The following is a 24,270-nucleotide window of genomic DNA, read 5'->3' as shown; positions in this document are numbered from 1 at the left end:
TTCGCGCGCTGCGCACACGGTTTTCCACAACATTGTCCCCATCGGGATTGGAAAACCCGTCACTTCGATGTGCTAGGGCGTGAACCGGGCAGGGGCAGCCGCAGCCAGACGGTCGTGCCGGCACCGGGGGTGCTGTCGGCGCCCAGGGTGCCGTTGTGTTTCTGGACCACCGCGCGCACGACGGAAAAGCCCAGGCCCATGCGCCGCGTGCCCGTGCCCTTGGTCTCGCCGGGGGCGGCTTCCGGCGCGGTGGGCGCGCGCCGTCCGCGCGGTGCGTGGAGCAGGGCGTCGAGCTGTCCGGGCGTCATGCCCGAGCCCTGGTCGCTGACGGAAATCCGCACGCTGGTCGCATCCGCGCCGTCGGCGCCGGGTTCGATGGCCATGCCCAATTCCACGCGGCGGCCGGACGGGCTGTGGCGGATGGCGTTGTTCAGCAGGTTGACGATGGCGCGGGTCAGCAAGGCCCCGTCGGCGCGCAGGATCGTGTCGCCGGCGGCGTCGTCGATGCGGGCTTCGACGCGCACGCCGTGGGCCTGCGCGTAGTGCCACACCTGGTCTCTGGCATCGAGCAGCACGGCGCCGACGTGCGTGTCCGCAAAGCGGTAGTCGTCCGATTCGGCGAGCGCGAAATCCATGAAGCCCTCGGCCATCGCGAGGGTGCGCTCGGCTTCGCGGCCGATGGCCGAACGCATGTCGGCATCGGCCGTGGGATGCATCGACAGGATGCTGAGGATCGTGACCTGCGGGCTGCGCAGGTCGTGCGACAGGAACTGGCGCCACTCGTCGCGCTGGCGCTGCGCTTCGCGCTCGGCCGTGAGCTCGGGCAGCATCACGACCCAGCCCCGGTCTTCGGGCGCGTCGCCGCTGAAGGCCGCGGCCTCCAGGCGGAACACGCGCGCGTCGGAGGTGGTGTATTCGCCGTGCAGCCGGTCGGTCCAGTGGGCGGCGTCCGTGCGGGCTGGCGCGCCGCTGGCGGGCGGCACGGCCAGCGGCGCGATCAGCTCGGGCAGGCGCACGCCGCGCAGCGCGGGCGGTGCAATGCCATCGTCGTCGTGCGATGGCATGGCACCGGCGCCCAGCAGCCGGAAGGCCGCCGCGTTGCCCGACCCGATGCGCCCCTCTTCGTCGCAGATCAGCATGGCCACCGGCATCGCCTGCATGGCCTTGTCCATGAGCTGCTGCATGCGCCGCAGGCGTGCAATGGCGCGGTCGAGCGCCTGCTTGGGATGCTCCGCCGGATCGGCAGGCGCCGGCGAGCGGGCCGGCATGACTTCGAAGGTGCCGCCGGGGAGGGCGTCGAGCACCTGCGCGCGCTTGCGCAGGTAGACGAACTGCGATTCGAGACGGCGCCAGCTCCACAGCAGGTAGAGGATGGCCAGGCCGAGCATCGGCGCGACAGGCGGCAGCCAGTGGTGCCACGCCAGCATGGCGACGCTGCTGATCAGCAGGCACGCGCTCGCGAGGCCGGCGGCGATCGGCAGCGCGTGCCGGCCCCGCCGGACCAGCAGCCACAGCGCGAGCCACAGCGGCACCACCGTCCAGGCGGCGTGCCACAGCGGCGGCGACACGCTCACGTTGCGGCCGTGCATCAGGTTGTCGATGGCATTGGCATGCACCTCCACGCCGGGCAGCACGCCGCGGATGCCGGCGTTGGGCGTGAGCGTCTGGTCGCCGAGGCCGGGCGCGGTGGCGCCCACGAGCAGCAGCTTGTCGCGCAGCAGTTCGGCGGGCACTTCGCCGCGCAGCACGCTCACGTAGGGCACGGTGCGGTAGCTGCCGCGCGGGCCGGCGAACAGCAGGCGCAGCGGGCTCTGGCGAAGCCAGTCGGTCGACATGGCCTCGGGGTCGATCGCAGGCGAGGGGACGCGCTGTGCCATCAGCGCGCCCACGTAGGGCTGCAGCTGGTTCGGATAGCCCTCGAGCAGGTACAGCGTGCGCGCCACGCCATCGGTGTCGGGCGCGAGGCCGGCATGCCCCACGCCGCGGGCCTGGGTGGCAAAGTCCGGCAGCGGTGGCAGGAAGCCCGGCCATTCGTGGCTCGTGAAGGCCAGGGGGCTCGCATGCAGCAGCGGCAGGTACACGGGCAGCAGGCCCATGGCCCGCGCCAGGTGCGCGTCTTCGCGCGGGTCGGCGCTCGGCTCGGTCAGGAAGAGGTCGAGCAGCACCGCGCGCGGCGCCGCCGGCGCGAGCCGCTCGAGCAGGCGCGCGTGCGTCGCGCGGCTCCAGGGCCAGCGCCCGAGTTCGCGCAGGCTGTGCTCGTCGATGGCGATGATCAGGATGTCGGCCGACGCCCGGTGCGAGGCCAGGATCAGCAGGCGGTCGTGGATGTACGCATCCATCTGCAGCAGGCCCGGGCGGTGCGCCAGGCCGAGCATGGCCAGCGGCAGCAGCAGCGCCATCAGCAGGCGTTCGACGACGAGGCGCATGCGCGTGGCCCCGCTTCAGCGCACCGGGATGTCGAAGCTTCCGCCGAAACCGGTCGCTGCGGACGCAGCACCGTCGGGGGTGGCCTGGCGCGCGCGCCAGTGGTAGCGCCCGCCGAGCGCGAAGGGGCCGACCGTCATGCCGGTGGCATAGACCGCGGGCTCGTTGACCAGCAACACGGCGAAGTCAGGGCTGCGCGCGAGTTCGAAGGTGTAGCGCTGGCCCGCGATGCCCGGCCAGCGGACCTCCACGCGCCCGTCGGGCAGTGCGGTCGACGTGCTCTGGCCGCCCGCGCCGCCTTCGACCGTGGGCAGGTAGACCGTGCCGTCGCCCGGCAGCCCTTCGAGCCGGGCGGCATCGAAGGCCGTGAGGCGCAGCTGGTACAGGCCCGATGGCAGTTCCGCCGGCACCGTGAAGGAAGGTCCCGGGCCGCGTTGTTCGTGCACCGGCAGCAGGAAGCGCTCGTCGCGCGCCAATTGCAGGCGGTAGGTTTGCGCGCCCGCAACGGGCGTGAAGCGGAACGTGCGGTCGTTGCGCGCCGTCGTTTCGGGCACCAGCTGGGGCGCTGGCAGCAGGCCCTGCGCTTGCGACGGGCCGCTCTCCAGCAGCACCGCGCCGCGGCCTTCGCGCAGCACGAGCGGCGGTTCGGACTGTGCGGTGCGCTGCACCAGCACTTCACCCGAAATCACTTCGCCGGTCAGCACGCCGTCTTCGTCGCGCACGCGAAAGTGCGTGCCGCGCACGCCCAGGCCCATCGACCGCGCGCGGATCTCGAACTGCTGGTTCGGCTGCTGCTTGTGCACCTGCGATTCGACGCGGCCTTCGATGAGCCGCAGCCGCACGGTATTGGCGTCGATGGCCAGCACCTCGAGCGCGCTGCGCGAGGGCAGCACGACGCGGCTGCCGCCCGCCACCCCGAGGGTCACGAAGGCATCGGTGCCGGTGATGAGCGTGTCGCCGGCCTGGATCGGCAGGCCGGGCGTGAGGACCTGTTCAGGCACACCCGCGCGCTTGCGCGAGGCCCGGCCTTCGACCGCAGTGACCACCGCCGCGCCTTCGGGCACGAGCCGGCCGTCGGCAAAGTACAGCACCGTGCCCGGTTGCAACAGGCGGGGCTCGCCCACCTGGTTGCGTTGCTGCACTTCGGGCCAGCGCAGCGGCGTGTCCAGCTGCTGGCCCGAGATGCCCCACAAGGTTTCGCCGGGCTTCACCACGTGCGGCGACTGCGCGCCCGCCGCCGTGGCGACGAGCAGCGCGGCGCAGGCCAGGAGGCGGTGCGGGCGGCGCAGACGGAAAGGGGTTTCGTGCGTCGTCGCCATCAGGAATCCGCCTGTGGTGCGTGTTGCGTGGCCTCGAGCCGGTAGCCGCGGCCATACACCGTGCGCAGGCTCAGTCCGCTTTCGGCTTCGAGGCCGAGCTTGCTGCGCAGCCGGTAGATGTGGCTGTCCAGCGTGCGCGAAGGCAGCTCTTCGTTGCTGTAGCCGGCGCTTTCGAGCAGATGCGCGCGCGACACCGTGTCGCCCATGTGCTGGAACAGTGTCAGCGCGAGCTTGAATTCGCGGTCGGTGAGGGCATGCCGCTGCGGCGTGGCGTCATCGCCCGGGGCAGGGTGGATCAGGACGCTTTGCGACACCCGTTCGAACTCCCAGCGGCCGAAGCGCTCGCCGTCGGACGGCGCGAGCGGCACGCGCCGGGCCATCAGGCGCTGCACGCGGGCGCGCAGCTCGAGCGGTCGGAAGGGTTTGACGATGTAGTCGTCGGCGCCGAGGTTCAGCGCCTGCACCACGTCGTGCTCGGAAGCGCGCGAGCTCAACATGAGCACCGGCACCTTGTCGGTCTGCCACTTGCGCAGCCACTGCAGCAATTCGACGCCGGCCAGGCCGGGCACGTTCCAGTCGAGCACCAGCAGGTCGAAGCTTTCGCGCCGCAGTGCCTGTTGCAAGGTCGACCCGTTCGAAAACGTGATGCACGTCACATTCGTCTCGCCAATTGTTAACAGCTGCTCGAGTGTCCGCACGAGATGCGAGAGCTGGTTCGGGTCGTCTTCAAGGATGGCGATGCGCATGGACTCCAGGGGTGGCGGCGGCAATTTTGACAGTGAATCCACACCCGAAATCTGACGAATTCCGTAGCGTGAACGTTAGCAACATTGTTGGCGATGGTTATGAAGTAGTAAAGAAATTCACAAATGCAGCCTAAAGCTGGCTGCAAATCTGACCAAACCTCACGCCGGCCCTTCGGCCCTCGAAGGCCGTCGACATCATCCGCCCCCTGTAGCGCCACCCGGCGCTCCGATCACTCCACATCTCCGGTCATCTCCGCTCGCCATGTCGCGATCCTGCGGAGTAAGGCTGGCTTGCATCCGAGGAACAGGGGAAATGAACAAGTCTTATCGATCCATCTGGAATGAGGCGCTGGGCGCTTGGGTTGCCGCGTCGGAAACGACCCGAGCGCGGGGCAAGCGCGGCAGCGTGGTGCGTGCGGCCGTCACGGCCGGGGTGATGGGAGCGGCGCTGTTGGGCGGTGCCGGCAACGCAAATGCGCAGGCGACGATCACCGACTACACGGGGCACGCGTCGCCCGACCCCGTGCCCGGTGCCGTCCTCGACATCAACTCATACACCCGCGGCGTGATGATGCCGCGCGTCGCTCTCACCGACGCCACCACCTGGGGCCTGCCTGGCGGCGTGCCGGCCGACGGGATGATGCTCTTCAACACCACGCCCGGCACCACCACCAACGGCCTCACGCAAGGCCTGGTGACCTGGAAGGGCGGGCGCTGGGTGAGCGTCGACGAGACGCCGTACCTGCACGTGAACTCGACGGCGGTCGGCAATTCGACCCAGGCCAACTCGGGCGCCATCGGCGTCAACAGCGTGGCGATCGGCCCCGACGCCAAGGCGCTCGCGAACGACACCGTCGCCATGGGCAATGGCGCCGAGGCACACAAGCTCGGCGACATCGCCATCGGCCGCGCCGCCATTGCAAGCGGCGGCGACCGCCTCACCGGACCGACCGAGAACTGGAGTTCCGTGGCGGTGGGCACCTATGCCTCCGCGACCGAAGGCAACTCCGTGGCCCTGGGGGGCTCGGCGAAGGCCGAGGGCCGCGGCACGGCGCTGGGTTCGCGCGCAGAAGCCGGCTACGACACCGTCGCGATCGGCACGTTCGCGGGCATGGGCCGCCCCGCCAAGACCGACCCGAACGATTTCAGCAATTCGCTCAACACCTTCGTCGGCAGCGGCTCGGGCGCGAGCGGCAATGGCGCGCGCAATTCCTACGTCGGCAACCAGGCGGGTTTTGCGGTGCAGGGCGACGAGAACGCCGGCATGGGCTACGGCGCGGGCGGGCTGTCGGCCGGCAACCGCAACGTCGCGGTGGGCCAGCGCGCCGGCCAGTTCGTGACGGGCGACCAGAACATCAACCAGGGCACGATGGCGGGCTTGCAGTCCAAGGGCAGCAACAACATCGCGCTCGGCACCCTCGCCAGCGCCAACCTGGCGCTGGCCGCGCAGGACCCGAATGCCCCGATCTCCCAGGCCGCCGTGCAGGCGGCGAGCCTGGCGGCGCAGACCGAGTACATGGGCTTTCTGGCCACGCGCGGCGTGACCGAGGCCGGCCTGGCCGACGGCACCTACACCCTGGACGCCAGCGGCAACGTCATCGAGGCCAGCAGCGGCAACGTGCTGGTCACCGCCGCCGAGCTGCAGACCTCGGTCACCCAGGCGTTCCAGCGCAACGGCGTGGCCGGCATCGACGCCAGCCGCACGACGGCCATCGGCCACCTGTCGCGCGCCACCGGCGACGACGCCGTGGCGCTGGGCTCGTCGGCGGTCGCCGGCGACAAGGCCGCCGTGGCCATCGGCACGGCGAGCAAGGCTTTCGGTGTGTCCAGCGTGGCGGTGGGCGACAACGCCTTTGCGAAGGGCGAAGCCTCCATTGCCATGGGCAAGGGTGCCCAGGCCAACGGCACGCAGTCGATCAGCATCGGCACCGGCAACGTCGTCAACGGCAACAACAGCGGCGCCATCGGCGACCCGAGCACGATCGACGGCGCCAACAGCTACAGCGTGGGCAACAACAACACGCTGGGCGCTGCGGCGAACAACACCTTCGTGCTGGGCAACAACGTCAACGTCAACGTGGCCAACGCGACTGCGCTGGGCGATTCGACCAGCGTGACCGTGGCTGACGGCGCTGCGCTGGGCAGCAAGTCGGTGGCGAGCACGGACAAGGGCGTGGCGGGCTTCGACCCGGCCGCGGGCAAGGCCTCGACGGACACCTCGGCCACGTGGAAGAGCACGTTGGGCGCGGTGAGCGTCGGCGGCAATGGCCAGACGCGCCAGATCACGAACGTGGCGGCGGGCACGCAAGCCACCGATGCGGTGAACGTCGCGCAGCTCAAGGCGGCGCAGACGCACTACTACAGCGTGAACGACAACGGAGTTGCGGGCGGCAACTACGACAACAAGGGCGCCACGGGCCTCAACGCCATCGCCTCGGGCGTCGATGCCAAGGCCGGCGGGGACCATGCGACCGCCATGGGCCATGGCGCGACGGCCGGCGGCCACTATGCGATCGCGCAGGGCTACCAGGCCAACGCGGCCGGCGCGAACGGCGTGGCGATCGGAACCCAGGCCTCTGCCGCCAAGGGCGGCACCGTGGCAATCGGCGCAAGCGCGGGCAAGGATTCGACCGTGCTGACGGGAACCTTCATCGGCTCCGGTGCCGGCAACAAGAGCGCGGGCGCGGACATCACCGCCATCGGCAACAACGCAGGGCAGGCGGCGTCGGGCAACAGCAACACCTTCATCGGGGCGACGGCCGGCAGCTCGTCGGAGGGCGACCTGAACAGCTTCATCGGCGCGGGGGCGGGCATCTTCTCCAAGGGCACCGCCAACTCGGCCTTCGGCAACCTGGCGGGCGCAAACACCGAGGGCGACAACAATGCCGCATGGGGCTTCGCCGCGGGCGCGTTCGTGAAGGGCGACGGCAACATCGGCATGGGCACTTCGGCGGGCGCCAGCGTCGTGGGGTCGGGCAATGCCGCGATCGGGCAGGGGGCGGGGCTTGGCACCCACGGGGATGCGAATCTCGCCATCGGCGCGGGGGCGGGCTCGATCGCCAAGGGCAACGGCAACGTGGCGCTGGGCCAGAACGCCGGTCTTGCCGCCGACGGCAACGAGAACATCGCGCTCGGCCAGACGGCAGGGGCCCTGGTGAGCGGCAACCGCAACCTGGCGATCGGCTCGGCCGCGGGCCTTGCCGGCGATGTGGCCTCCGGGAACATCACGCCGACGACGGCGAGCGACACGATCGCCCTGGGCACCCAGTCATTTGCCAATGCCGAGCGCGCCATCGCGATCGGCACCGGCGCCCAGGCGCTGGGCACGCAGTCGATCAGCATCGGCACCGGCAACGTCGTCAACGGCAACAACAGCGGCGCCATCGGCGACCCGACCGTGATCGACGGCACCAACAGCTACAGCGTGGGCAACAACAACACGCTGGGCGCTGCGGCGAACAACACCTTCGTGCTGGGCAACAACGTCAATGTCAACGTGGCCAATGCCACGGCACTGGGCGATTCGACCAGCGTGACCGTGGCCGACGGCGTGGCGCTGGGCAGCAAGTCGGTGGCGAGCACGGACAAGGGCGTGGCGGGCTTCGACCCGGCCACGGGCCTGGCTTCGACGGACACCTCGGCCACGTGGAAGAGCACGTTGGGCGCGGTGAGCGTGGGCGGCAACGGGCAGACACGCCAGATCACGAACGTGGCAGCGGGCACGCAAGCCACCGATGCGGTGAACGTCGCGCAGCTCAAAGCGGGCCAGACGCACTACTACAGCGTGAACGACAACGGCGTGCAGGGCGGCAACTACGCCAACGACGGCGCCACCGGCATCAATGCACTGGCGGCGGGTGTGGGCGCGCAGGCGAACGGCGAGCGCAGCGTGTCCATCGGCTATCTGGCCGGCGTGGGCGCCAGCGCCGGCCTGGCCGGCCAGAACAACGTGGGCATCGGCACCGAAGCGGGTGGTGGTGTCGTGGGGTCCAGCAACACTGCGGTGGGTTCCGCTGCGGGCAAGGACGTGGCGGGCAGCTCGAACGCTGCGTTCGGCATTGCGGCGGGGCAGAGTGTCCAGGGCGACTACAACCTGGCGATGGGTGCTTACAGCGGCATGGGGACCAAGGGCACCTACAACACTGCGGTTGGCGGCAGTGCGGGCCAGGCCGTGAACGGCAACGACAACATCGCCATGGGCGACCTGTCGGGCTCCTCCGTCGTCGGCGATGCGAACATCGGCATCGGTGCCCTGGCCGGCGCTGGAACAACAGGCAGCAGCAACATCGCCATCGGCAGCCTGGCAGGCATCGTCGACACCGCGACGTTTGCCGGCATCACTGCCAACAACACGGTGAGCATCGGCAACAGCGCCGTGGCCAGCAAGGACGACGGCGTTGCCGTCGGCCATGGCGCGCAGGCTGCCGCCGTCAACAGTGTGGCGCTGGGCGCGGATTCGAAGGCGACGCAGGACGCAGCCGCGCTGGCGCTCAAGAACGCCTATGTGCCGGCAGGCGCGACGGCCGTGGCCGGCACCGCGCCGGTGGGCGAGGTGTCGGTGGGCAGCGCGGGCAAGGAGCGGCGCATCACCAACGTGGCGGCGGGCTCGGACGATACCGATTCTGTCAACGTGAGCCAGCTCAAGGGCGCGCAGACGCACTACTACAGTGTGAACGACAACGGCACGCAGGGCGGCAACTACGACAACAAGGGCGCGACCGGCATCAATGCGATCGCGGCAGGCGTGGATGCCGTGGCCGCGGGCGTGGGCACCGTGGCGGTCGGCAACTTGGCCGGCTCGGGCAGCACGGCGGCTGGCAACTCGCACAACACCTTCGTCGGGTACGGTGCGGGCCGGCAGGTTGCGGGAGCGGACAACACGGCCGTCGGCAACAGCGCCGGTGTGTCGGTGACGGGCGGGAACAACACCGCGCTCGGGTTGAGCGCGGGCGCCCGCGTCACCGGTGACTCCAACATTGGCATCGGCGTGAATGGCGGGGCGGTCACGACCGGTTTCTCCAACGTGGGCATCGGAAGTTCCGCGGGGCAGGGCACCAACGGCGCCTTCAACGTGGCGCTGGGCGGTCTTTCCGGCGGCGGGGTCCAGGGCAGCGCCAACGTCGCGATCGGCTTGAACGCGGGCGAGAACATCAGCGCCAGCAACACCGTCGCCATCGGCAACCGTGCCAAGGCCACGGGCGACAGCGGCGTCAGCATCGGCACCGATGCCAGCGCCACCTACGCGAACGCGGTGGCGCTCGGTGCCAACAGCACCACGGCCACGGACCTGGCGACGTTGAACGCGAACGCGGCCTACGTGCCGCCGGGCGCAACGTCGGTCGCCGGTGCGGTGCCGGTGGGCGAAGTGTCGGTGGGCGGCGTGGGCACCGAGCGGCGCATCACCAACGTGGCGGCCGGCGCGGTCGATACGGATGCGGTGAACGTGAGCCAGCTCAAGGCCGTCGATGCGACCGCCAACGCGGGATGGAATGTGGCGGCCAACGGCGAAGCCACGGGCGGCAACGTCGCACCGGGTGGCAAGGTCGACTTCAGCAACTCGGACAGCAACATCGCCATCGCGCGCACCGGCACGGATCTCGACTTCAAGCTGGCTGACGATGTGAAGGTCAACAACAGTGTGACGGTGGGCCAGAGCGTGCTGAACACCACGGGCCTGACGGTGAACGATGGAACGACCACCACGGCCGTTGCGGCCGGTGGCGTGACCAGCGGGACGGTCAAGCTGAGCGGGGTGACGAACGACATCCAGGGGCTGGAGCAACAAGACGCTGACCGATCCGAGCTTCGCGACGGTGGGCCGTGCAGCGACTGAAGAGCAGCTCAAGATCGTCAATGACACGGCCAGCGCAGGCTGGAACGTGGCAGCGAACGGTGAGGCCACGGGCGGCAATGTCGCGCCGGGCGGCAAGGTGGACTTCAGCAACTCCGACAGCAACGTCACGATCACCCGCAGCGGTACGAACCTTGACTTCAAGCTCGCTGACGACGTGAAGGTCAACAACAGCGTGACGGTGGGGCAGAGCGTGCTCAACACCACGGGCCTGACGGTGAACAACGGAACGACCACCACCGCAGTCGCGGCAGGTGGCGTGACCAGTGGCTCGGTCAATCTGAGTGGCGTGACCAACGACATCCAAGGGCTGAGCAACAAGACGCTGACCGATCCGAGCTTCGCGACGGTGGGCCGTGCAGCGACTGAAGAGCAGCTCAAGATCGTCAACGACACAGCCAGCGCGGGCTGGAACGTGGCAGCGAACGGTGAGGCTACGGGTGGCAATGTGGCACCCGGCGGCAAGGTCGACTTCAGCAATTCCGACAGCAACGTCACGATCACCCGCAGCGGTACGAACCTCGACTTCAAGCTGGCGGATGACGTGAAGGTCAACAACAGCGTGACCGTGGGCCAGAGCGTGCTGAACACCACCGGTCTGACGGTCAACAACGGAACGACCACCACCGCGGTCGCTGCAGGCGGCGTGACCAGTGGCTCGATCAACCTGAGCGGCGTGACGAACGACATCCAGGGCCTGAGCAACAAGACGCTGACCGACCCGAGCTTCGCGACCGTGGGCCGTGGGGCCACGGAAGAACAGCTCAAGATTGTCAATGACACGGCCAGCGCAGGCTGGAACGTGGCGGCGAACGGCGAAGCCACGGGAGGCAACGTCGCGCCGGGCGGCAAGGTGGACTTCAGCAATTCGGACAGCAACATCGCGATCACGCGAAGCGGTACGAACCTCGACTTCAAGCTGGCAGATGACGTGAAGGTCAACAACAGTGTGACCGTGGGCCAGAGCGTGCTGAACACGACGGGCCTGACGGTGAACGACGGCGCGGGCAACGTCACGACGACGTCGGCGACGGGCACCACCGTGACCAACGGCACGACCACGACGGCGATGGCTGCCGGCGGTGTGACCAGTGGAACGGTCAACCTGAGTGGCGTGACGAACGACATCCAGGGCTTGAGCAACAAGACGTTGACCGACCCGAGCTTCGCGACGGTGGGCCGTGCAGCGACCGAAGAGCAGCTCAAGATCGTCAACGACACGGCGAGCGCAGGCTGGAACGTGGCGGCCAACGGCGAGGCCACGGGTGGCAATGTCGCTCCTGGCGGCAAGGTCGACTTCAGCAACTCCGACAGCAACATCGCGATCACCCGCACGGGCACGAATCTCGATTTCAAGCTGGCGGACGACGTGAAGGTCAACAACAGCGTGACGGTGGGCCAGAGCGTGCTCAACACCACGGGCCTGACGGTGAACAACGGCACCACGACCACCGCAGTGGCCGCAGGCGGCGTGACCAGCGGCAGCGTGAACCTCAGCGGTGTCACCAACGACATCCAGGGTCTCAGCAACACGACATTGACCGACCCGAGCTTTGCGACGGTGGGCCGTGCGGCCACCGAAGAGCAACTGAAGAAGGTCAACGACACCGCCGGCGCAGGCTGGAATGTCGCGGCCAACGGCGAGGCCACGGGGGGCAATGTCGCTCCAAGCGGCAAGGTCGACTTCAGCAACTCGGACAGCAACATCGCGATCACGCGCACCGGCACGAACCTCGACTTCAAGCTGGCTGACAACGTCAAGGTCAACAACAGCGTGACCGTGGGTCAGAGCGTGCTCAACACCACCGGCCTGACGGTCAACAACGGCACGACCACCACGGTGGTTGCCGCCGGTGGTGTGACCAGCGGAACCGTCAACCTGAGTGGCGTGACGAACGACATCCAGGGCTTGAGCAACAAGACGTTGACCGATCCGAGCTTTGCGACGGCGGGCCGTGGGGCTACGGAAGAGCAGCTCAAGATCGTCAATGACACCGCCAGCGCAGGCTGGAATGTCGCGGCCAACGGTGAAGCCACCGGCGGCAACGTCGCGCCGGGCGGCAAGGTCGACTTCAGCAACTCGGACAGCAACATCGCCATCACGCGCACCGGCACGAACCTCGACTTCAAGCTGGCCAACGACGTGAAAGTCAACAACAGCGTGACGGTCGGCCAGAGCGTGCTCAACACCACGGGCCTGACGGTGAACAACGGCACGACCACCACGGCCGTCGCCGCCGGCGGCGTCACCAGCGGCACCGTCAAGCTCAGCGGAGTCAGCAACGACATCCAGGGCCTGAGCAACAAGACGCTGACCGACCCGAGCTTCGCGACCGTGGGCCGCGCAGCGACCGAAGAGCAGCTCAAGCTGGTCGACGCCACGGCCAGCAAGGGCTGGAACCTGAGCGCGAACGGCGAGGCGACGCCGCAGAACATCGCACCGGGCGGCACGGCCAACTTCGCCAATGGCGACAACATGGTGGTCACGCGCAACGGCAACACGCTGACCGTGGCCACAGCCAAGGACGTGAAGTTCGACAGCGTGACCACCGGCGACACGGTGATGAACAACGCCGGCGTGACCGTCGGCCCGAACGTCACCCTCGGTGCCACCGGCCTGACCATCGTCGGCGGTCCGAGCGTGACCACGGCAGGCGTCGACGCGGGCGGCAAGGTGATCACCAACGTGGCGCCCGGCGTGGCCGGCACCGACGCGGTGAACGTCAGCCAGCTCAAGGACACGGTCGCCGAGAGCAAGACCAAGTACTACAGCGTGAACTCGACCGGCGGCGGCAACGAGAACAACGACGGTGCCACGGGCGCCGACGCGATCGCCGCGGGCAAGGACGCACAGGCGACGGCCGTCAACGCGGTGGCGATGGGCACGGCGGCGCAGGCCGCGGGCGTCAGCGCCACGTCGATCGGCAATGCCGCCTGGGCGATGGGCGACCGCAGCACGGCGGTGGGCTACTTCTCGACTGCCGACGGCATCGACAGCGCCGCCTTCGGCGCCTGGGCACGGGCCGGCGGCAATGGCAGCGTGGCCGCGGGCATGGCATCGAACGCCTCGGGCGTGGCGAGCGTCGCGATGGGCGCGCTGAGCGCCGCCGCCGGCGACGTCAGCGTGGCCGTGGGCGCAGGCAGCACGGCCACCGCGGCCGGTGGCGCGGCACTGGGCGCAGGCTCGGTGGCAGACCGCGCAGCGGGCGTGAAGGGCTATGTGCCGCCGGAGGCGACCGCGGCACAAGCGGATGCCATCGCGGCCACCACCAGCACGACGGGGGCGGTGGGCGTGGGCGACGCCGCCAACGGCGTGTTCCGCCAGATCACCGGCGTGGCGGCCGGCTCCGCACCGAGCGACGCCGTGAACGTGGCGCAGCTGCAGGCGGTGGCCAGCCAGGCTGCGGCGGCGGGCAGCAAGTGGATCACCGGGTCGCCGACGACCTACGTGGCGCCCACGTCCACGGGCACCGACAGCACGGCGGTGGGCTCGGGCGCGGCCGTCAAGGCCGACCAGGGCGTGGCCATCGGCACCGGCGCCGTGGTCACCACGAAGAACAGCGTCGCGCTGGGCAACGACTCGACCACCGCGGAGGCCAAGCCCACCGAAGAGGTCACGCTCCAGGGCACGACCTACCAGTTCGCCGGCACCAAGCCGGTGGGCGTGGTCAGCGTCGGTTCGAAGGATGCCGAGCGCCAGATCACCAACGTCGCGGCCGGCGAGATCAGCGCCACCAGCACCGACGCGGTGAACGGCAGCCAGCTGTACGCGACGAACCAGGCGATCAACAACATGACCACCGGTGGCGGCGGCATCAAGTACTTCCACGCCAACTCGAAGGCGGCCGACTCGAACGCCGCCGGCGCCGAGAGCGTGGCCATCGGCCCGAACGCGGTCGCGCTGGGCAACAACGCCATCGCCACCGGCAACAACGCGCAGGCCAAGGCGGCCGGCAGCATCGCGCTGGGTGCCAACAGCACGGCCAGCACGGCCAACAGCGTGGCGCTGGGCGACGGCGCGGTGGCCAACCGCGCGGGCATGAACGGGCAGCGCGAGATGTTCTCGAACACCGTGGTGCAGTCGGCGCAGGGCGCGGTGTCGGTCGGCTCGACCGGCAACGAACGCCAGATCACCAACGTGGCCGGCGGCACGCAGGCCACCGACGCGGTGAACGTGCGCCAGCTGCAGGCCGTGCAGCAAAGCGCGGTGCGCTACGACACGAACGTGGACGGCAGCGTCAACTACAACAGCGTGACCATGGGCAACGGCGCCTCCACCGGCCCGGTGACGGTGCAGAACGTGGCGCCGGGCGTGGCACCGACCGACGCGGTCAACGTGCAGCAGCTCAACCAGGCCGGCGCCGCCAACATGGCCTACACCGACGCGCGTGCCAACGCGCTGGGTGGCGAGATCCGCAACGTGGCGAAGAACGCGTATGCCGGCGTGGCCGCCGCCATGGCCGTGCAGATGCCGGGCACCTCGGTGCCGGGCAAGACGGTGATGCGCGTGGGCTACGGCACGTTCAAGGGCGAGAGCGCGGTGGGCATCAGCTTCCGCCGCACGGCCGAGAACAACGGCTGGAGCGTGACCGGCGGCGTGGGCATGAGCCGCGCCGGGGCCGCGGCCACGGTCGGTGCCGAGTGGGTCTTCAATTGAAGCGGGAGAGCAAAAGAATGATCAAGATGAACCGAACCCTGTCCGCGGTCGCCCTGGCGGCGGTGCTTGCGGCCCTTCAAGGCTGCGCCTCGCCCGGCGCCGCCATCGACAAGGACGCGCAGGCGCGCGCCGCGGCCGAGAAGCCGGCGCCGCCCAGACCCGAGGAGTTTCCGGTGCTGGACAGCGCCAAGTGGAAGCAGGGCGCCTTCCCGGGCACCGAGAAGTTCCAGCGCGTGCGCCCCGGCATGGGCAAGGACCAGCTGCGCGAGCTGCTGGGCTGGCCGCACTTCAGCGAAGGGCTGTGGGGCGTGCGCGAGTGGAACTACATCTTCCACTTCTACACGGGCAAGGGCAGCGAGCACGTCACCTGCCAGTACATGGTGCGTTTCAACGGCAGCGAGCTGATGACCGGCGGCTGGTGGAAGAACCCCGACTGCGCCTTGCTCGCGCAGCCGCCGGCGGCCACGCCGATCCCGGCCAGCACCAAGCTGGCGCCGCCGCAGAAGGTCACGCTCAATGCAGACGGCCTGTTCCGCTTCGACGGCGCCTCGCTCACCGACCTGCAGCCCGCGGGCCGCACGCGGCTGGAGCACCTGGCCGTCGAGCTGCGCAACAACTTCCGCTCGCTGCACTACATCGTGGTGACGGGCCACACCGACCGGCTGGGCGGTGACGCCTACAACGAGGCGCTGTCGCTGGAGCGCGCCAACACCGTGCGCGACCTGCTGGTGCAGCAGGGCCTGGACCGCAAGCTGATCCGCACCGCGGGCATGGGCAAGCGCCAGCCGGTGGTGTCCGACTGCGAAGGCAGCCGCAGCACGCCGGCGCTGCTGCAGTGCCTGCAGCCCAACCGGCGCGTCGAGCTCGACATCGCAGGGGAGCAGTGACGATGAACGCGCCTGCTCCCTCGGGGTACCGGATCGCGCTGGTCGATTCCGACGCCTTGCAGCGCGCCTGCACCGGCAACTCGCTGACGGCGCTGGGGGCCGACTTCATCCCGTTCGTGCGCATCGCCGACCTGATCCAGGCGCTGGAGGTGGGCCAGCGCTTCGACGGGGTGATCGTGGGGCTGCACGCCGATGCGCAGAAGACCGTGGCGCGTGTGCCCGCGATGCACCAGGCGGCCGACTGGATGCTGCCGCTGCTGTACCTCACGCACCGCTCGGAGCTGGAGAGCGTGGAGTCGGTGCCCGTCGCGGTGCGCGCGCAGCGTTCCTTCGAGCTGCTGCTGACGCCCGTGTCGAACGAGGACCTGGGCGCCTGGCTGGCGTCGCTGGACGGCCGGCTGAAGCCGGCGCGTCTGATTCGTGTGGGGGCGGACGCCTGACGCGCGCCCGGGGCCCGGCCCGCTGCGGGGCCGGGCCTGTCAGCAATTCACGGCAAGGGCGGCATGGCGTGGCCGGCCTCTTCGCGTGAACTCCCTCTCCTTGACGGGTTCGCGCCCGGGCAACACCGACACCAGCCGGTAGCCCTGCTTGTAGACCGCGCGCAGCTCGTAGCCGTTCTCGGCGCACAGGTCCAGGCGCTTGCGGATGTTGGCCGCGCACACGTCGAGCACGCGCGTGCCTTCATAGGGCGTGGTCTTGTCCCAGATCGACTGCCACAGCCACTCGCGCGTGATCACCTGCCCGGCGTTGCGGAACAGCGTGACGGCAAAGGCGTACTGGCGCGGCTGCAGGCGGATGCGCCGCTCGTGCAGCAGCACCGTGTGGGCCATGTCGAGAAAGCGGTAGGGGCCCCAGCTCGCCGCACCGAGGCTGGCGGTCTGCGCGGCCTGCCGGGCGCGCAGCAGCAGGGTGCGCATGCGCCAGGCCAGTTCGTTGATGGCATCGTCGATGCCGGCGCCGTGCAGCTCGATGAAGTCGTCCCAGCCCGGCGCGTCGCGCCAGGGCATGAGCTGCTCCCAGCGCCTGTCGCGCACGATGAGCAGCGTCGGAATGTTCAGCGCCCGGCAGGCGGCGAAGAGGCTGCGCGAAGCCAGCTCGTTCTCGACCACCAGGAGCAGCAGGTCGATCGGCTGGCCGCTGTCCAGCAACGCAAAGAAGTCGCCCGCACTCGAGAACCGCAGGGTGTCGTAGCCCAGGCGGGGCAGGCTGTGCAGCAGCTGCGGTCCGGTGGTGCCTTGCGGGTCGAGCAGGGCCACGCGCGTGGTCACCGGCATGGCTCAGGACGCCTTCTTGCCGTCCCGGACCGCCAGCACCACGATGCCCACGGCGCACGCCGCGAACAGCACGCCCGTCGGCACGGCGCCCAGGGTGCCCATCAGCCAGCCGTACAGGTCGGTCAGCATGGCGATGAGCCGGTTGCCGCGGGTCTGGCGGCTCAGGTCGTTGGCAATGAATGCGTTGAACGACAGCACTGAGAAAACCAGCGCCACAAAGCCAGCCACGATCCACTTCACGATGTTTTGCTCCCTTGGGTCCCCGGCGCGGCGCAGGCTGGCCGCCCGGGTCGTTCGATGCTAGCGGGGGCTTCGGGGTGGGAGTCTGATGAATTCTTTCAGCGCCGTTCGGGGACGGCGGCGGGCGGGTCTCGGCGGGGAAAACGGGCGGGAAAAATATTTTTCCGGGTTTTTTACCTTCACTGCCTCTTTCGCAGGCACCGCGTTGCAGGCCCCGCCAGGCAAGGGTTTCGCGCGCTGCACACACGGTTTTCCACAACATTGTCCCCACCGGATTGGGAAAACCCGTCATGGCGATGTGGTAGGGCGACGGGGGGGGGGCCGGCGGCGGGCAAAAAAATACCCGCCGGAGCGGGTATCTCGAGGGGCCCCCGAAGGGGCGCGCTCTAAGGCAAACAGAGAGCTCTTCTTTTGCGGCCCTGTTGCGTGACAGCAAGTGCATCCTCGGTGAGGACGCGCGCCCAGCATGTCAGCTGAAAAATGTCGTAACCGTAGGACAAGTTAAAAAGTGTGAAGAATTTGGCACTTTTTCGAGCTTCGGGGGATACCCTCGGTCCGCACGATCGTGCAGAACTGTCGGTGTTGTCCGACAAGCCGGGGGCGGCCCGGGCCCTAAATTTTGCGGACTCGCTTCAAGTGCGGGTTCTCTGTGCGTGACAGCAATCCAGAGATTCAGCCCAGCATCGTGCTGGGTTTTTTTTGCGCGTTTTCCGGCGTTTTCTGGGGTTTTGGGCCCGTCAGCGCAGGAAGACATGCTCCATGAACTGCCGGATCGGGTACTGGATCACCGTCTGCACCCGGGCCGGCAGCTCCAGCGGGCGCATCAGCATCTTCAGCGTGGCGGCGGGGCTCAGGTGGGTGCGGATGGTGCGGTTCATGTGCGCGCTCAGCTGCTGCACGTAGGCCGCGTCGCCGGCGCGGTGCGGGGCGCGGGCCTGCAGCACGTGGCGGACGGCGCAGTCGGCGTCCTCGCTTTTCAGCTCCAGCGTGCGCCGGCCGATGGTGCCCATCACGCGGAAGCGGTTCAGCCGCTCCTGCGCGCGGTAGCGGCGAAAGAACCGGTAGAAGTGCTTGTAGTGGTTGACCTCGTCGGTCGCGATGCGGGTGGCCAGGCCGCGCAGCACCGGCTCGGTGGTGCTGCGGGCCATGGCCCGGTAGTAGGTGGCGGTGCCGGTCTCGACCACGCAGCGGGCGGTCATTTCCAGGGCGCGGGTCGGGGCCAGCAGCTCGACCTTGCAATACGTGGCGTACTCGTCGAGGAAGCCGCGGTAGGCGGTTTCCCAGGGAAATTCGGGCCAGACGTGGTCCACGTAGGCGCGCAGGGCCCGGCCGTGCTGCAGCTCTTCCTGCTCCCAGTGGTTCGACAGCCACTCGGTGACCTCGTCGTCACCCCGGAAGAAATCGACCAGGTTCTGCGTGTACAGGTCGGAGCCGCTCTCGATGAAGGAGGCCGACGCCACCAGGTAGAAGAGGTTCTCGTCCGTGCGCACCTGCTCGCGTGCGATGCGGGAGAAATCGAGGTCTTCGATCTTCCAGTGTTCCGACGCCTGACCCGCCATGCGTGCTCCTTGATTCATGTTGCCGATGAAAACAGGGAAGAAACAGGCTGCAGCCGGGGAGGGCGCGCACCGCTTCAGCCGTCCATATTAGCCCCGGCTCCCGGATCGCGCGTGCGCAAGGCCCGCGGCGGGCCCGGGCACCATGCGCAAACCTATAATCGATTGTTCAAGCAAATCAAGCAGTTAGGCCGGTTCAACGCAGTGGTTTCGACGCAGGGTCGCCATCGCCAGGCCGCCCCCGACAGCAGACGAAATCCAAAGATGAGCCAGCCCACATTCACGGTCGCGGACATCCGCAAGACCTTTCTCGATTTCTTCGCCTCCAAGGGCCACACGGTGGTGCCTTCGAGCTCGCTGGTGCCGGGCAACGACCCGACGCTCATGTTCACGAATTCGGGCATGGTCCAGTTCAAGGACGTGTTCCTCGGCGAAGACAAGCGCCCCTACGTGCGCGCCGCCTCGGTGCAGGCCTGCCTGCGTGCCGGCGGCAAGCACAACGACCTCGAGAACGTGGGCTACACCGCGCGCCACCACACCTTCTTCGAGATGCTGGGCAACTGGAGCTTCGGCGACTACTTCAAGCGCGACTCGCTGAAGTGGGCCTTCGAGCTGCTGACCCAGGTCTACAAGCTGCCGGCCGAAAAGCTCTGGGCCACCGTCTACATCGAGGACGACGAGGCCTACGACATCTGGACCAAGGAAATCGGCCTGCCGCCCGAGCGCGTCGTGCGCATCGGCGACAACAAGGGCGGGCGCTACATGTCCGACAACTTCTGGATGATGGCCGACACGGGCCCGTGCGGCCCGTGCTCCGAAATCTTCTACGACCACGGCCCCGAGATCCCCGGCGGCCCGCCCGGCTCGCCCGATGAAGACGGCGACCGCTACATCGAGATCTGGAACAACGTGTTCATGCAGTTCGACATGCAGCCCGACGGCTCGGTCAAGAAACTGCCCGCACCCTGCGTCGACACCGGCATGGGCCTGGAGCGCCTGGCCGCGATCCTGCAGCACGTGCACAGCAACTACGAGATCGACATCTTCGACGCGCTCATCAAGGCCGCCGGCCGCGAAACGGGCACGCAGGACCTGTCGAACAACTCGCTGCGCGTGATCGCCGACCACATCCGCGCCACTTCGTTCCTGGTGGCCGACGGCGTCATTCCGTCGAACGAAGGCCGCGGCTACGTGCAGCGGCGCATCGTGCGCCGCGCCATCCGCCACGGCTACAAGCTGGGCCAGAAGAAGCCCTTCTTCCACAAGCTGGTGCCCGACCTCGTGAAGCTCATGGGCGACGCGTACCCCAAGCTGGTGGCCGACGAGAAGAAGATCATCGAAACCTTGAAGGTCGAGGAAGAAGGTTTCTTCCGAACCATTGCCAACGGGATGTCTATCCTCGAAGGCGAACTCGAGAACGGAGTGACTGTTCTTGCAGGAAAGATCGCCTTTACTCTGCACGACACCTTCGGTTTCCCGCTCGATTTGACGCAGGACGTGTGCCGTGAACGCGGAGTAGCGGTCGACGAGGCCGGCTTCTGGGCGGAAATGGAGGCGCAGAAAGAGAAGGGTCGGGGCGGAAGTAATTTCCAGCAGAGGCGCAAGGTTGAGTACGCCGGCGCGGGCAACACCTTCACCGGCTACGACCACCTGGAAGCAAACGCCAAGGTCGTCGCGCTGTACCTCGAAGGCGTGGCCGTCGACGAGCTGAAGGAAGGCCAGAGCGGCATCGTGGTGCTCGACACCACGCCGTTCTACTCGGAGAGCGGCGGCCAGGTCGGCGACCAGGGCGTGCTCGTGGCCGAAGGCGTGCAGTTCGGCGTCGACGACACGCAGAAGATCAAGGCCGACGTGTTCGGCCACCACGGCACGCAGACGCAAGGCACGCTGAAGGTCGGCGACGCGGTCAAGGCCGCGGTCGACACTGCGCGCCGCGCCGCCACCATGCGCAACCACTCGGTCACCCACCTGATGCACAAGGCCCTGCGCGAAGTGCTGGGCGACCACGTGCAGCAGAAGGGCTCGCTGGTCGACGCCGACAAGACGCGCTTCGACTTCGCGCACAACGCCCCGGTCACGCGCGAGCAGATCCTCGAGATCGAAAAGCGCGTCAACGCCGAGATCCTGGACAACGCGCCCACGCAGGCGCGCGTGATGGACCTCGAATCGGCCCAGAAGACCGGCGCCATGATGCTGTTCGGCGAGAAGTACGGCGAGACCGTGCGCGTGCTCGACATCGGCACCAGCCGCGAACTGTGCGGCGGCACCCACGTGGGCCGCACGGGCGACATCGGCCTGTTCAAGATCGTGAGCGAAGGCGGTGTGGCCGCCGGCGTGCGCCGCATCGAAGCCGTCACCGGCGCCAATGCGCTGTCGTACCTGCAGGACCTCGAGTCGACCGTGCACAGCGTGGCCGCCACGCTCAAGTCGCCGGCCGCCGAGCTGCAGGGCCGTCTCTCGCAGGTGCTCGAGCAAGTCAAGACGCTCGAACGCGAAGTGGGTGCGCTCAAGGGCAAGCTCGCGTCGTCCAAGGGCGACGAGCTCATCGCGCAGGCGGTGGACGTCAACGGCATCAAGGTGCTCGCGGCCAAGCTTGACGGCGCCGACGCCAAGACGCTGCGCGACACCATGGACAAGCTCAAGGACAAGCTGAAGACCGCTGCCATCGTGCTGGCCGCCGTGGACGGCGACAAGGTGCAGATCGCGGCCGGCGTCACGGCCGACAGCATCGCCAAGGTCAAGGCCGGCGAGCTGGTCAACTTCGTGGCCCAGCAGGTCGGCGGCAAGGGCGGCGGCAAGCCCGACATGGCCATGGCCGGCGGCACCGACGCCGCGGGCCTGCCGGCCGCGCTGCAATCGGTGCAGGCCTGGGTCGCCCAACGGACCTGAGGTCCTTCCCGCTCACCTCCCACACAGCACTTCATGTCCGACGCGATCCCCGGTGAAGTGCTCGTGATGGGGGCGGGCACCATCGGTTGCTTCATCGGCGGCAGCCTGGCGGCGGCCGGCGTGCCCGTCACCTTCGTCGGCCGCCCGCGCGTGCTCGACAAGCTCGCGCGCCACGGCCTCACGCTCACCGACCTCGACGGCGCCCGGCACAAGCTGGCGGCGCCCACGCTGCGCCTGTGCGAGCAGGTGCCGGTGGGCGCGCGGCCCGCGCTGGTGCTGCTGTGCGTGAAGAGCGGCGCCACGGCCGAGGCGGCGCGCGAGCTGGCCTTTGCCTTGCCGGCCGGCACCACGGTGGTTTCGCTGCAGAACGGCATCTCGAACTGCGCCGCCGCGGGGCAGGCCGGCCCCTCGCTCAACATCCGCGCCGGCATGGTGCCGTACAACGTGGCGGAGATCGACGACGGCGCCTTCCACCGCGGCACGCCCGGCCGGCTGGCCGCGGAAGACGACCCCGCGCTGCGCGACTGGCTGCCCGTGTTCGAGCGCGCCGGCGTGCCGCTCGACCTGCATGCCGACCTGCTGCCGGTGCAGTGGGGCAAGCTGCTGCTCAACCTCAACAACCCGGTCAATGCACTGTCGGGCCTGCCGCTGCGCGACGAGCTCATGCAGCGCGGCTACCGCCGCTGCTTCGCGGCGCTGATCGACGAAACGCTGGGCGTGCTGCGCACCGGCGGCATCGTGCCCGCGCAGGTGGCGGCCGTGCCGGCGCGGCGCTTGCCCGGACTGCTGCGGCTGCCCGACTGGCTGTTTCGCATCGTCGCGGCGCGCATGCTGCGCATCGACGCCAAGGCGCGCTCCAGCATGGCGGACGACCTGGCGCTGGGCCGCCGCACCGAGATCGATGCGCTTTGCGGCGAGGTGGTGCGGCTCGCGCAGGAGCACGGCCTGAGCGCGCCGCGCAACGCGCGCATGGTCGCGCTGCTCGAGGCCTGGCCGCAACAGCCGAAGCGCTGGACGGCACGCGAACTGCAGGACTCGCTGGGTCTCTGAGCGCCAAGCCTGTACCCTCAGGCCATGGCGGCTTTCAAGAGGGAGGGGTTGTCATGCAGGTCCTGATTCTCGGCAGCGGTGTCATCGGCACCTCGGTGGCGTACTACCTGGCGCGCGCCGGGCACGCGGTGACGGTGCTGGAGCGCCAGCCGGCGCCCGCGCTCGAAACCAGCTTCGGCAACGCCGGCGAAGTGTCGCCCGGCTACTCGGCGCCCTGGGCCGGGCCCGGCGTGCCGGTCAAGGCGATCAAGTGGATGCTCATGCAGCACAGCCCGCTGGTCATCAAGCCGATGCTCGATCCGGCCATGTGGCGCTGGGGCCTGTCGATGCTGCGCAACTGCACGCAGGCGCGCTACGAACTCAACAAGGGCCGCATGGTGCGGCTGGCCGAATACAGCCGCGACTGCCTGAAGGCGCTGCGCGCGGACACCGGCATCCGCTACGACGAGCGCATGCAGGGCACGCTGCAGCTCTTTCGCACGCAGGCACAGCTCGACGGCACCGCCAAGGACGTCGAGGTGCTGAAGGCGTCGGGCGTGCCCTACCAGGTGCTCGACCGCGATGGCTGCGTGCTGCATGAGCCCGCGCTCGGCGCCGTGAAGGACAAGTTCGTCGGCGGCCTGCGCCTGCCGGGCGACGAGACCGGCGACTGCTTCAAGTTCACGCAGGCGCTGGCCAAGCTGGCGGAAGCCGAGGGCGTGCAATTTCGCTTCGGCGTGAACATCCAGGCCCTCGAACACGAAGCGGGGAAGGGCGTGACCGGGGTGCGCACCGACCAGGGCAGCTTCACTGCCGATCGCTACGTGGTCGCGCTCGGCAGCTACTCGCCCGCGCTGGTGCGCCCGCTGGGCATCGACCTGCCGGTGTACCCGGTCAAGGGTTTCTCGATCACGGTGCCCATCACCGACGCGAGCGGCGCGCCCGAATCCACCGTGATGGACGAGACCTTCAAGGTCGCCGTCACGCGCCTGGGCGATCGCATCCGCGTGGGCGGCACGGCGCAGCTCTCGGGCTTCGACCTGGCGCTCGATGCGCGGCGGCGCGACACGCTCGAGCACGTCGTGACCGACCTGTTCCCGCGCGGCGGCCCCGTGCGCAATGCGTCCTTCTGGACCGGCCTGCGCCCCATGACGCCCGACGGCACGCCGGTGATCGGCGCCACCCGCGTGCCCAACCTGCTGTTGAGCACGGGCCACGGCACGCTCGGCTGGACCATGGCGGCCGGCACCGGCCGCGTGATGGCCGACCTGGTCGCGGGCAGGGCGCCCGAAATCGACATGGAAGGCCTGACCGTGGCGCGCTACGGCGGGTAGCCCAACCCCGCTTTCCCCCTCGAAGGGCGGCCCGAAACGGCCGCCCTTTTTCGTGGGCCGCGCA

General features: G+C 69.0%; 13 protein-coding genes. 7 read left to right on the top strand and 6 right to left on the bottom strand.

Going from position 1 to position 24,270, the window contains the following annotated elements:
• Nucleotides 1-59: 59 nt before the first annotated feature.
• From AC1RAD_RS15575 to AC1RAD_RS15565, 3 genes are read right to left on the bottom strand one after another with little or no spacing between them, the layout of a single operon-like run.
• Nucleotides 60-2,426: a CHASE2 domain-containing protein gene (locus tag AC1RAD_RS15575; protein ID WP_492735765.1), complete on the bottom strand. Its 2,367-nt coding sequence runs from the start codon at nt 2,424-2,426 to the stop codon at nt 60-62.
• 15 nt (nt 2,427-2,441) lie between these two features.
• Nucleotides 2,442-3,743, bottom strand: coding sequence for a FecR family protein (locus AC1RAD_RS15570; protein ID WP_492735763.1), 1,302 nt, complete (start codon nt 3,741-3,743; stop codon nt 2,442-2,444).
• A complete protein-coding gene (locus tag AC1RAD_RS15565) occupies nt 3,743-4,489 on the bottom strand; it encodes a response regulator transcription factor (protein ID WP_492735761.1) in 747 nt (248 codons plus the stop codon). Before AC1RAD_RS15565 ends, AC1RAD_RS15570 begins: the two co-directional genes overlap by 1 nt.
• A 313-nt stretch (nt 4,490-4,802) precedes the next feature.
• On the opposite strand from AC1RAD_RS15565, the gene AC1RAD_RS15560 reads away from it, so the two are divergent.
• Genes AC1RAD_RS15560 through AC1RAD_RS15545 form a run of 4 tightly spaced genes read left to right on the top strand, consistent with a single transcriptional unit; the run spans nt 4,803 to nt 16,324 of the window.
• A complete protein-coding gene (locus AC1RAD_RS15560) occupies nt 4,803-10,322 on the top strand; it encodes an ESPR-type extended signal peptide-containing protein (RefSeq protein ID WP_492735759.1) in 5,520 nt (1,839 codons plus the stop codon).
• Nucleotides 10,303-14,997, top strand: a complete 4,695-nt coding sequence (locus AC1RAD_RS15555; protein WP_492735757.1) for a beta strand repeat-containing protein — start codon at nt 10,303-10,305, stop codon at nt 14,995-14,997. The genes AC1RAD_RS15560 and AC1RAD_RS15555 overlap by 20 nt, the downstream gene beginning before the upstream one ends.
• A 26-nt stretch (nt 14,998-15,023) precedes the next feature.
• Complete coding sequence (locus tag AC1RAD_RS15550; RefSeq protein ID WP_492735755.1) at nt 15,024-15,884, top strand: OmpA family protein; 861 nt, start codon at nt 15,024-15,026, stop codon at nt 15,882-15,884.
• 2 nt (nt 15,885-15,886) lie between these two features.
• On the top strand, nt 15,887-16,324 hold the full coding sequence (locus AC1RAD_RS15545) for a hypothetical protein (protein WP_095744971.1): 438 nt from the start codon (nt 15,887-15,889) through the stop codon (nt 16,322-16,324).
• A gap of 39 nt (nt 16,325-16,363) precedes the next feature.
• Here AC1RAD_RS15545 and AC1RAD_RS15540 read toward each other — a convergent pair whose 3' ends face one another.
• The 3 genes from AC1RAD_RS15540 to AC1RAD_RS15530 form a co-directional block, all read right to left on the bottom strand.
• Nucleotides 16,364-17,158: a winged helix-turn-helix domain-containing protein gene (locus AC1RAD_RS15540; protein WP_492735753.1), complete on the bottom strand. Its 795-nt coding sequence runs from the start codon at nt 17,156-17,158 to the stop codon at nt 16,364-16,366.
• A 3-nt stretch (nt 17,159-17,161) separates the two neighbouring features.
• Nucleotides 17,162-17,398, bottom strand: a complete 237-nt coding sequence (locus tag AC1RAD_RS15535; protein ID WP_095744972.1) for a hypothetical protein — start codon at nt 17,396-17,398, stop codon at nt 17,162-17,164.
• A gap of 737 nt (nt 17,399-18,135) precedes the next feature.
• The gene (locus AC1RAD_RS15530) at nt 18,136-18,957 is read right to left on the bottom strand and encodes a ferritin-like domain-containing protein (protein WP_492735751.1); all 822 of its coding nucleotides are present in this window, start codon (nt 18,955-18,957) and stop codon (nt 18,136-18,138) included.
• Between the two features lie 261 nt (nt 18,958-19,218).
• Here AC1RAD_RS15530 and alaS point away from each other — a divergent pair, with 261 nt between their 5' ends.
• From alaS to AC1RAD_RS15515, 3 genes are read left to right on the top strand one after another with little or no spacing between them, the layout of a single operon-like run.
• On the top strand, nt 19,219-21,843 hold the full coding sequence (gene alaS / locus AC1RAD_RS15525) for an alanine--tRNA ligase (protein ID WP_492735750.1): 2,625 nt from the start codon (nt 19,219-19,221) through the stop codon (nt 21,841-21,843).
• Between the two features lie 33 nt (nt 21,844-21,876).
• On the top strand, nt 21,877-22,893 hold the full coding sequence (locus AC1RAD_RS15520) for a 2-dehydropantoate 2-reductase (RefSeq protein ID WP_492735748.1): 1,017 nt from the start codon (nt 21,877-21,879) through the stop codon (nt 22,891-22,893).
• Between the two features lie 53 nt (nt 22,894-22,946).
• Complete coding sequence (locus AC1RAD_RS15515; RefSeq protein ID WP_492735746.1) at nt 22,947-24,206, top strand: D-amino acid dehydrogenase; 1,260 nt, start codon at nt 22,947-22,949, stop codon at nt 24,204-24,206.
• Nucleotides 24,207-24,270 lie beyond the last annotated feature (64 nt).

The sequence above is a fragment of the Variovorax sp. GW823-FHT04B03 genome (assembly GCF_058796495.1).
Note: the sequence above shows the minus strand (reverse complement) of the source record. Positions and strands in the feature narration are given on the sequence as shown.

What these genes read in the sequence shown, in the direction of transcription:
- AC1RAD_RS15530 (WP_492735751.1), bottom strand. Translation starts at nt 18,957, where the DNA reads ATGGCGGGTCAGGCGTCGGAACACTGGAAGATCGAAGACCTCGATTTC.
- alaS (WP_492735750.1), top strand. Translation starts at nt 19,219, where the DNA reads ATGAGCCAGCCCACATTCACGGTCGCGGACATCCGCAAGACCTTTCTC.
- AC1RAD_RS15575 (WP_492735765.1), bottom strand. Translation starts at nt 2,426, where the DNA reads ATGCGCCTCGTCGTCGAACGCCTGCTGATGGCGCTGCTGCTGCCGCTG.
- AC1RAD_RS15520 (WP_492735748.1), top strand. Translation starts at nt 21,877, where the DNA reads ATGTCCGACGCGATCCCCGGTGAAGTGCTCGTGATGGGGGCGGGCACC.
- AC1RAD_RS15540 (WP_492735753.1), bottom strand. Translation starts at nt 17,158, where the DNA reads ATGCCGGTGACCACGCGCGTGGCCCTGCTCGACCCGCAAGGCACCACC.
- AC1RAD_RS15515 (WP_492735746.1), top strand. Translation starts at nt 22,947, where the DNA reads ATGCAGGTCCTGATTCTCGGCAGCGGTGTCATCGGCACCTCGGTGGCG.
- AC1RAD_RS15545 (WP_095744971.1), top strand. Translation starts at nt 15,887, where the DNA reads ATGAACGCGCCTGCTCCCTCGGGGTACCGGATCGCGCTGGTCGATTCC.
- AC1RAD_RS15560 (WP_492735759.1), top strand. Translation starts at nt 4,803, where the DNA reads ATGAACAAGTCTTATCGATCCATCTGGAATGAGGCGCTGGGCGCTTGG.
- AC1RAD_RS15550 (WP_492735755.1), top strand. Translation starts at nt 15,024, where the DNA reads ATGAACCGAACCCTGTCCGCGGTCGCCCTGGCGGCGGTGCTTGCGGCC.
- AC1RAD_RS15570 (WP_492735763.1), bottom strand. Translation starts at nt 3,743, where the DNA reads ATGGCGACGACGCACGAAACCCCTTTCCGTCTGCGCCGCCCGCACCGC.
- AC1RAD_RS15565 (WP_492735761.1), bottom strand. Translation starts at nt 4,489, where the DNA reads ATGCGCATCGCCATCCTTGAAGACGACCCGAACCAGCTCTCGCATCTC.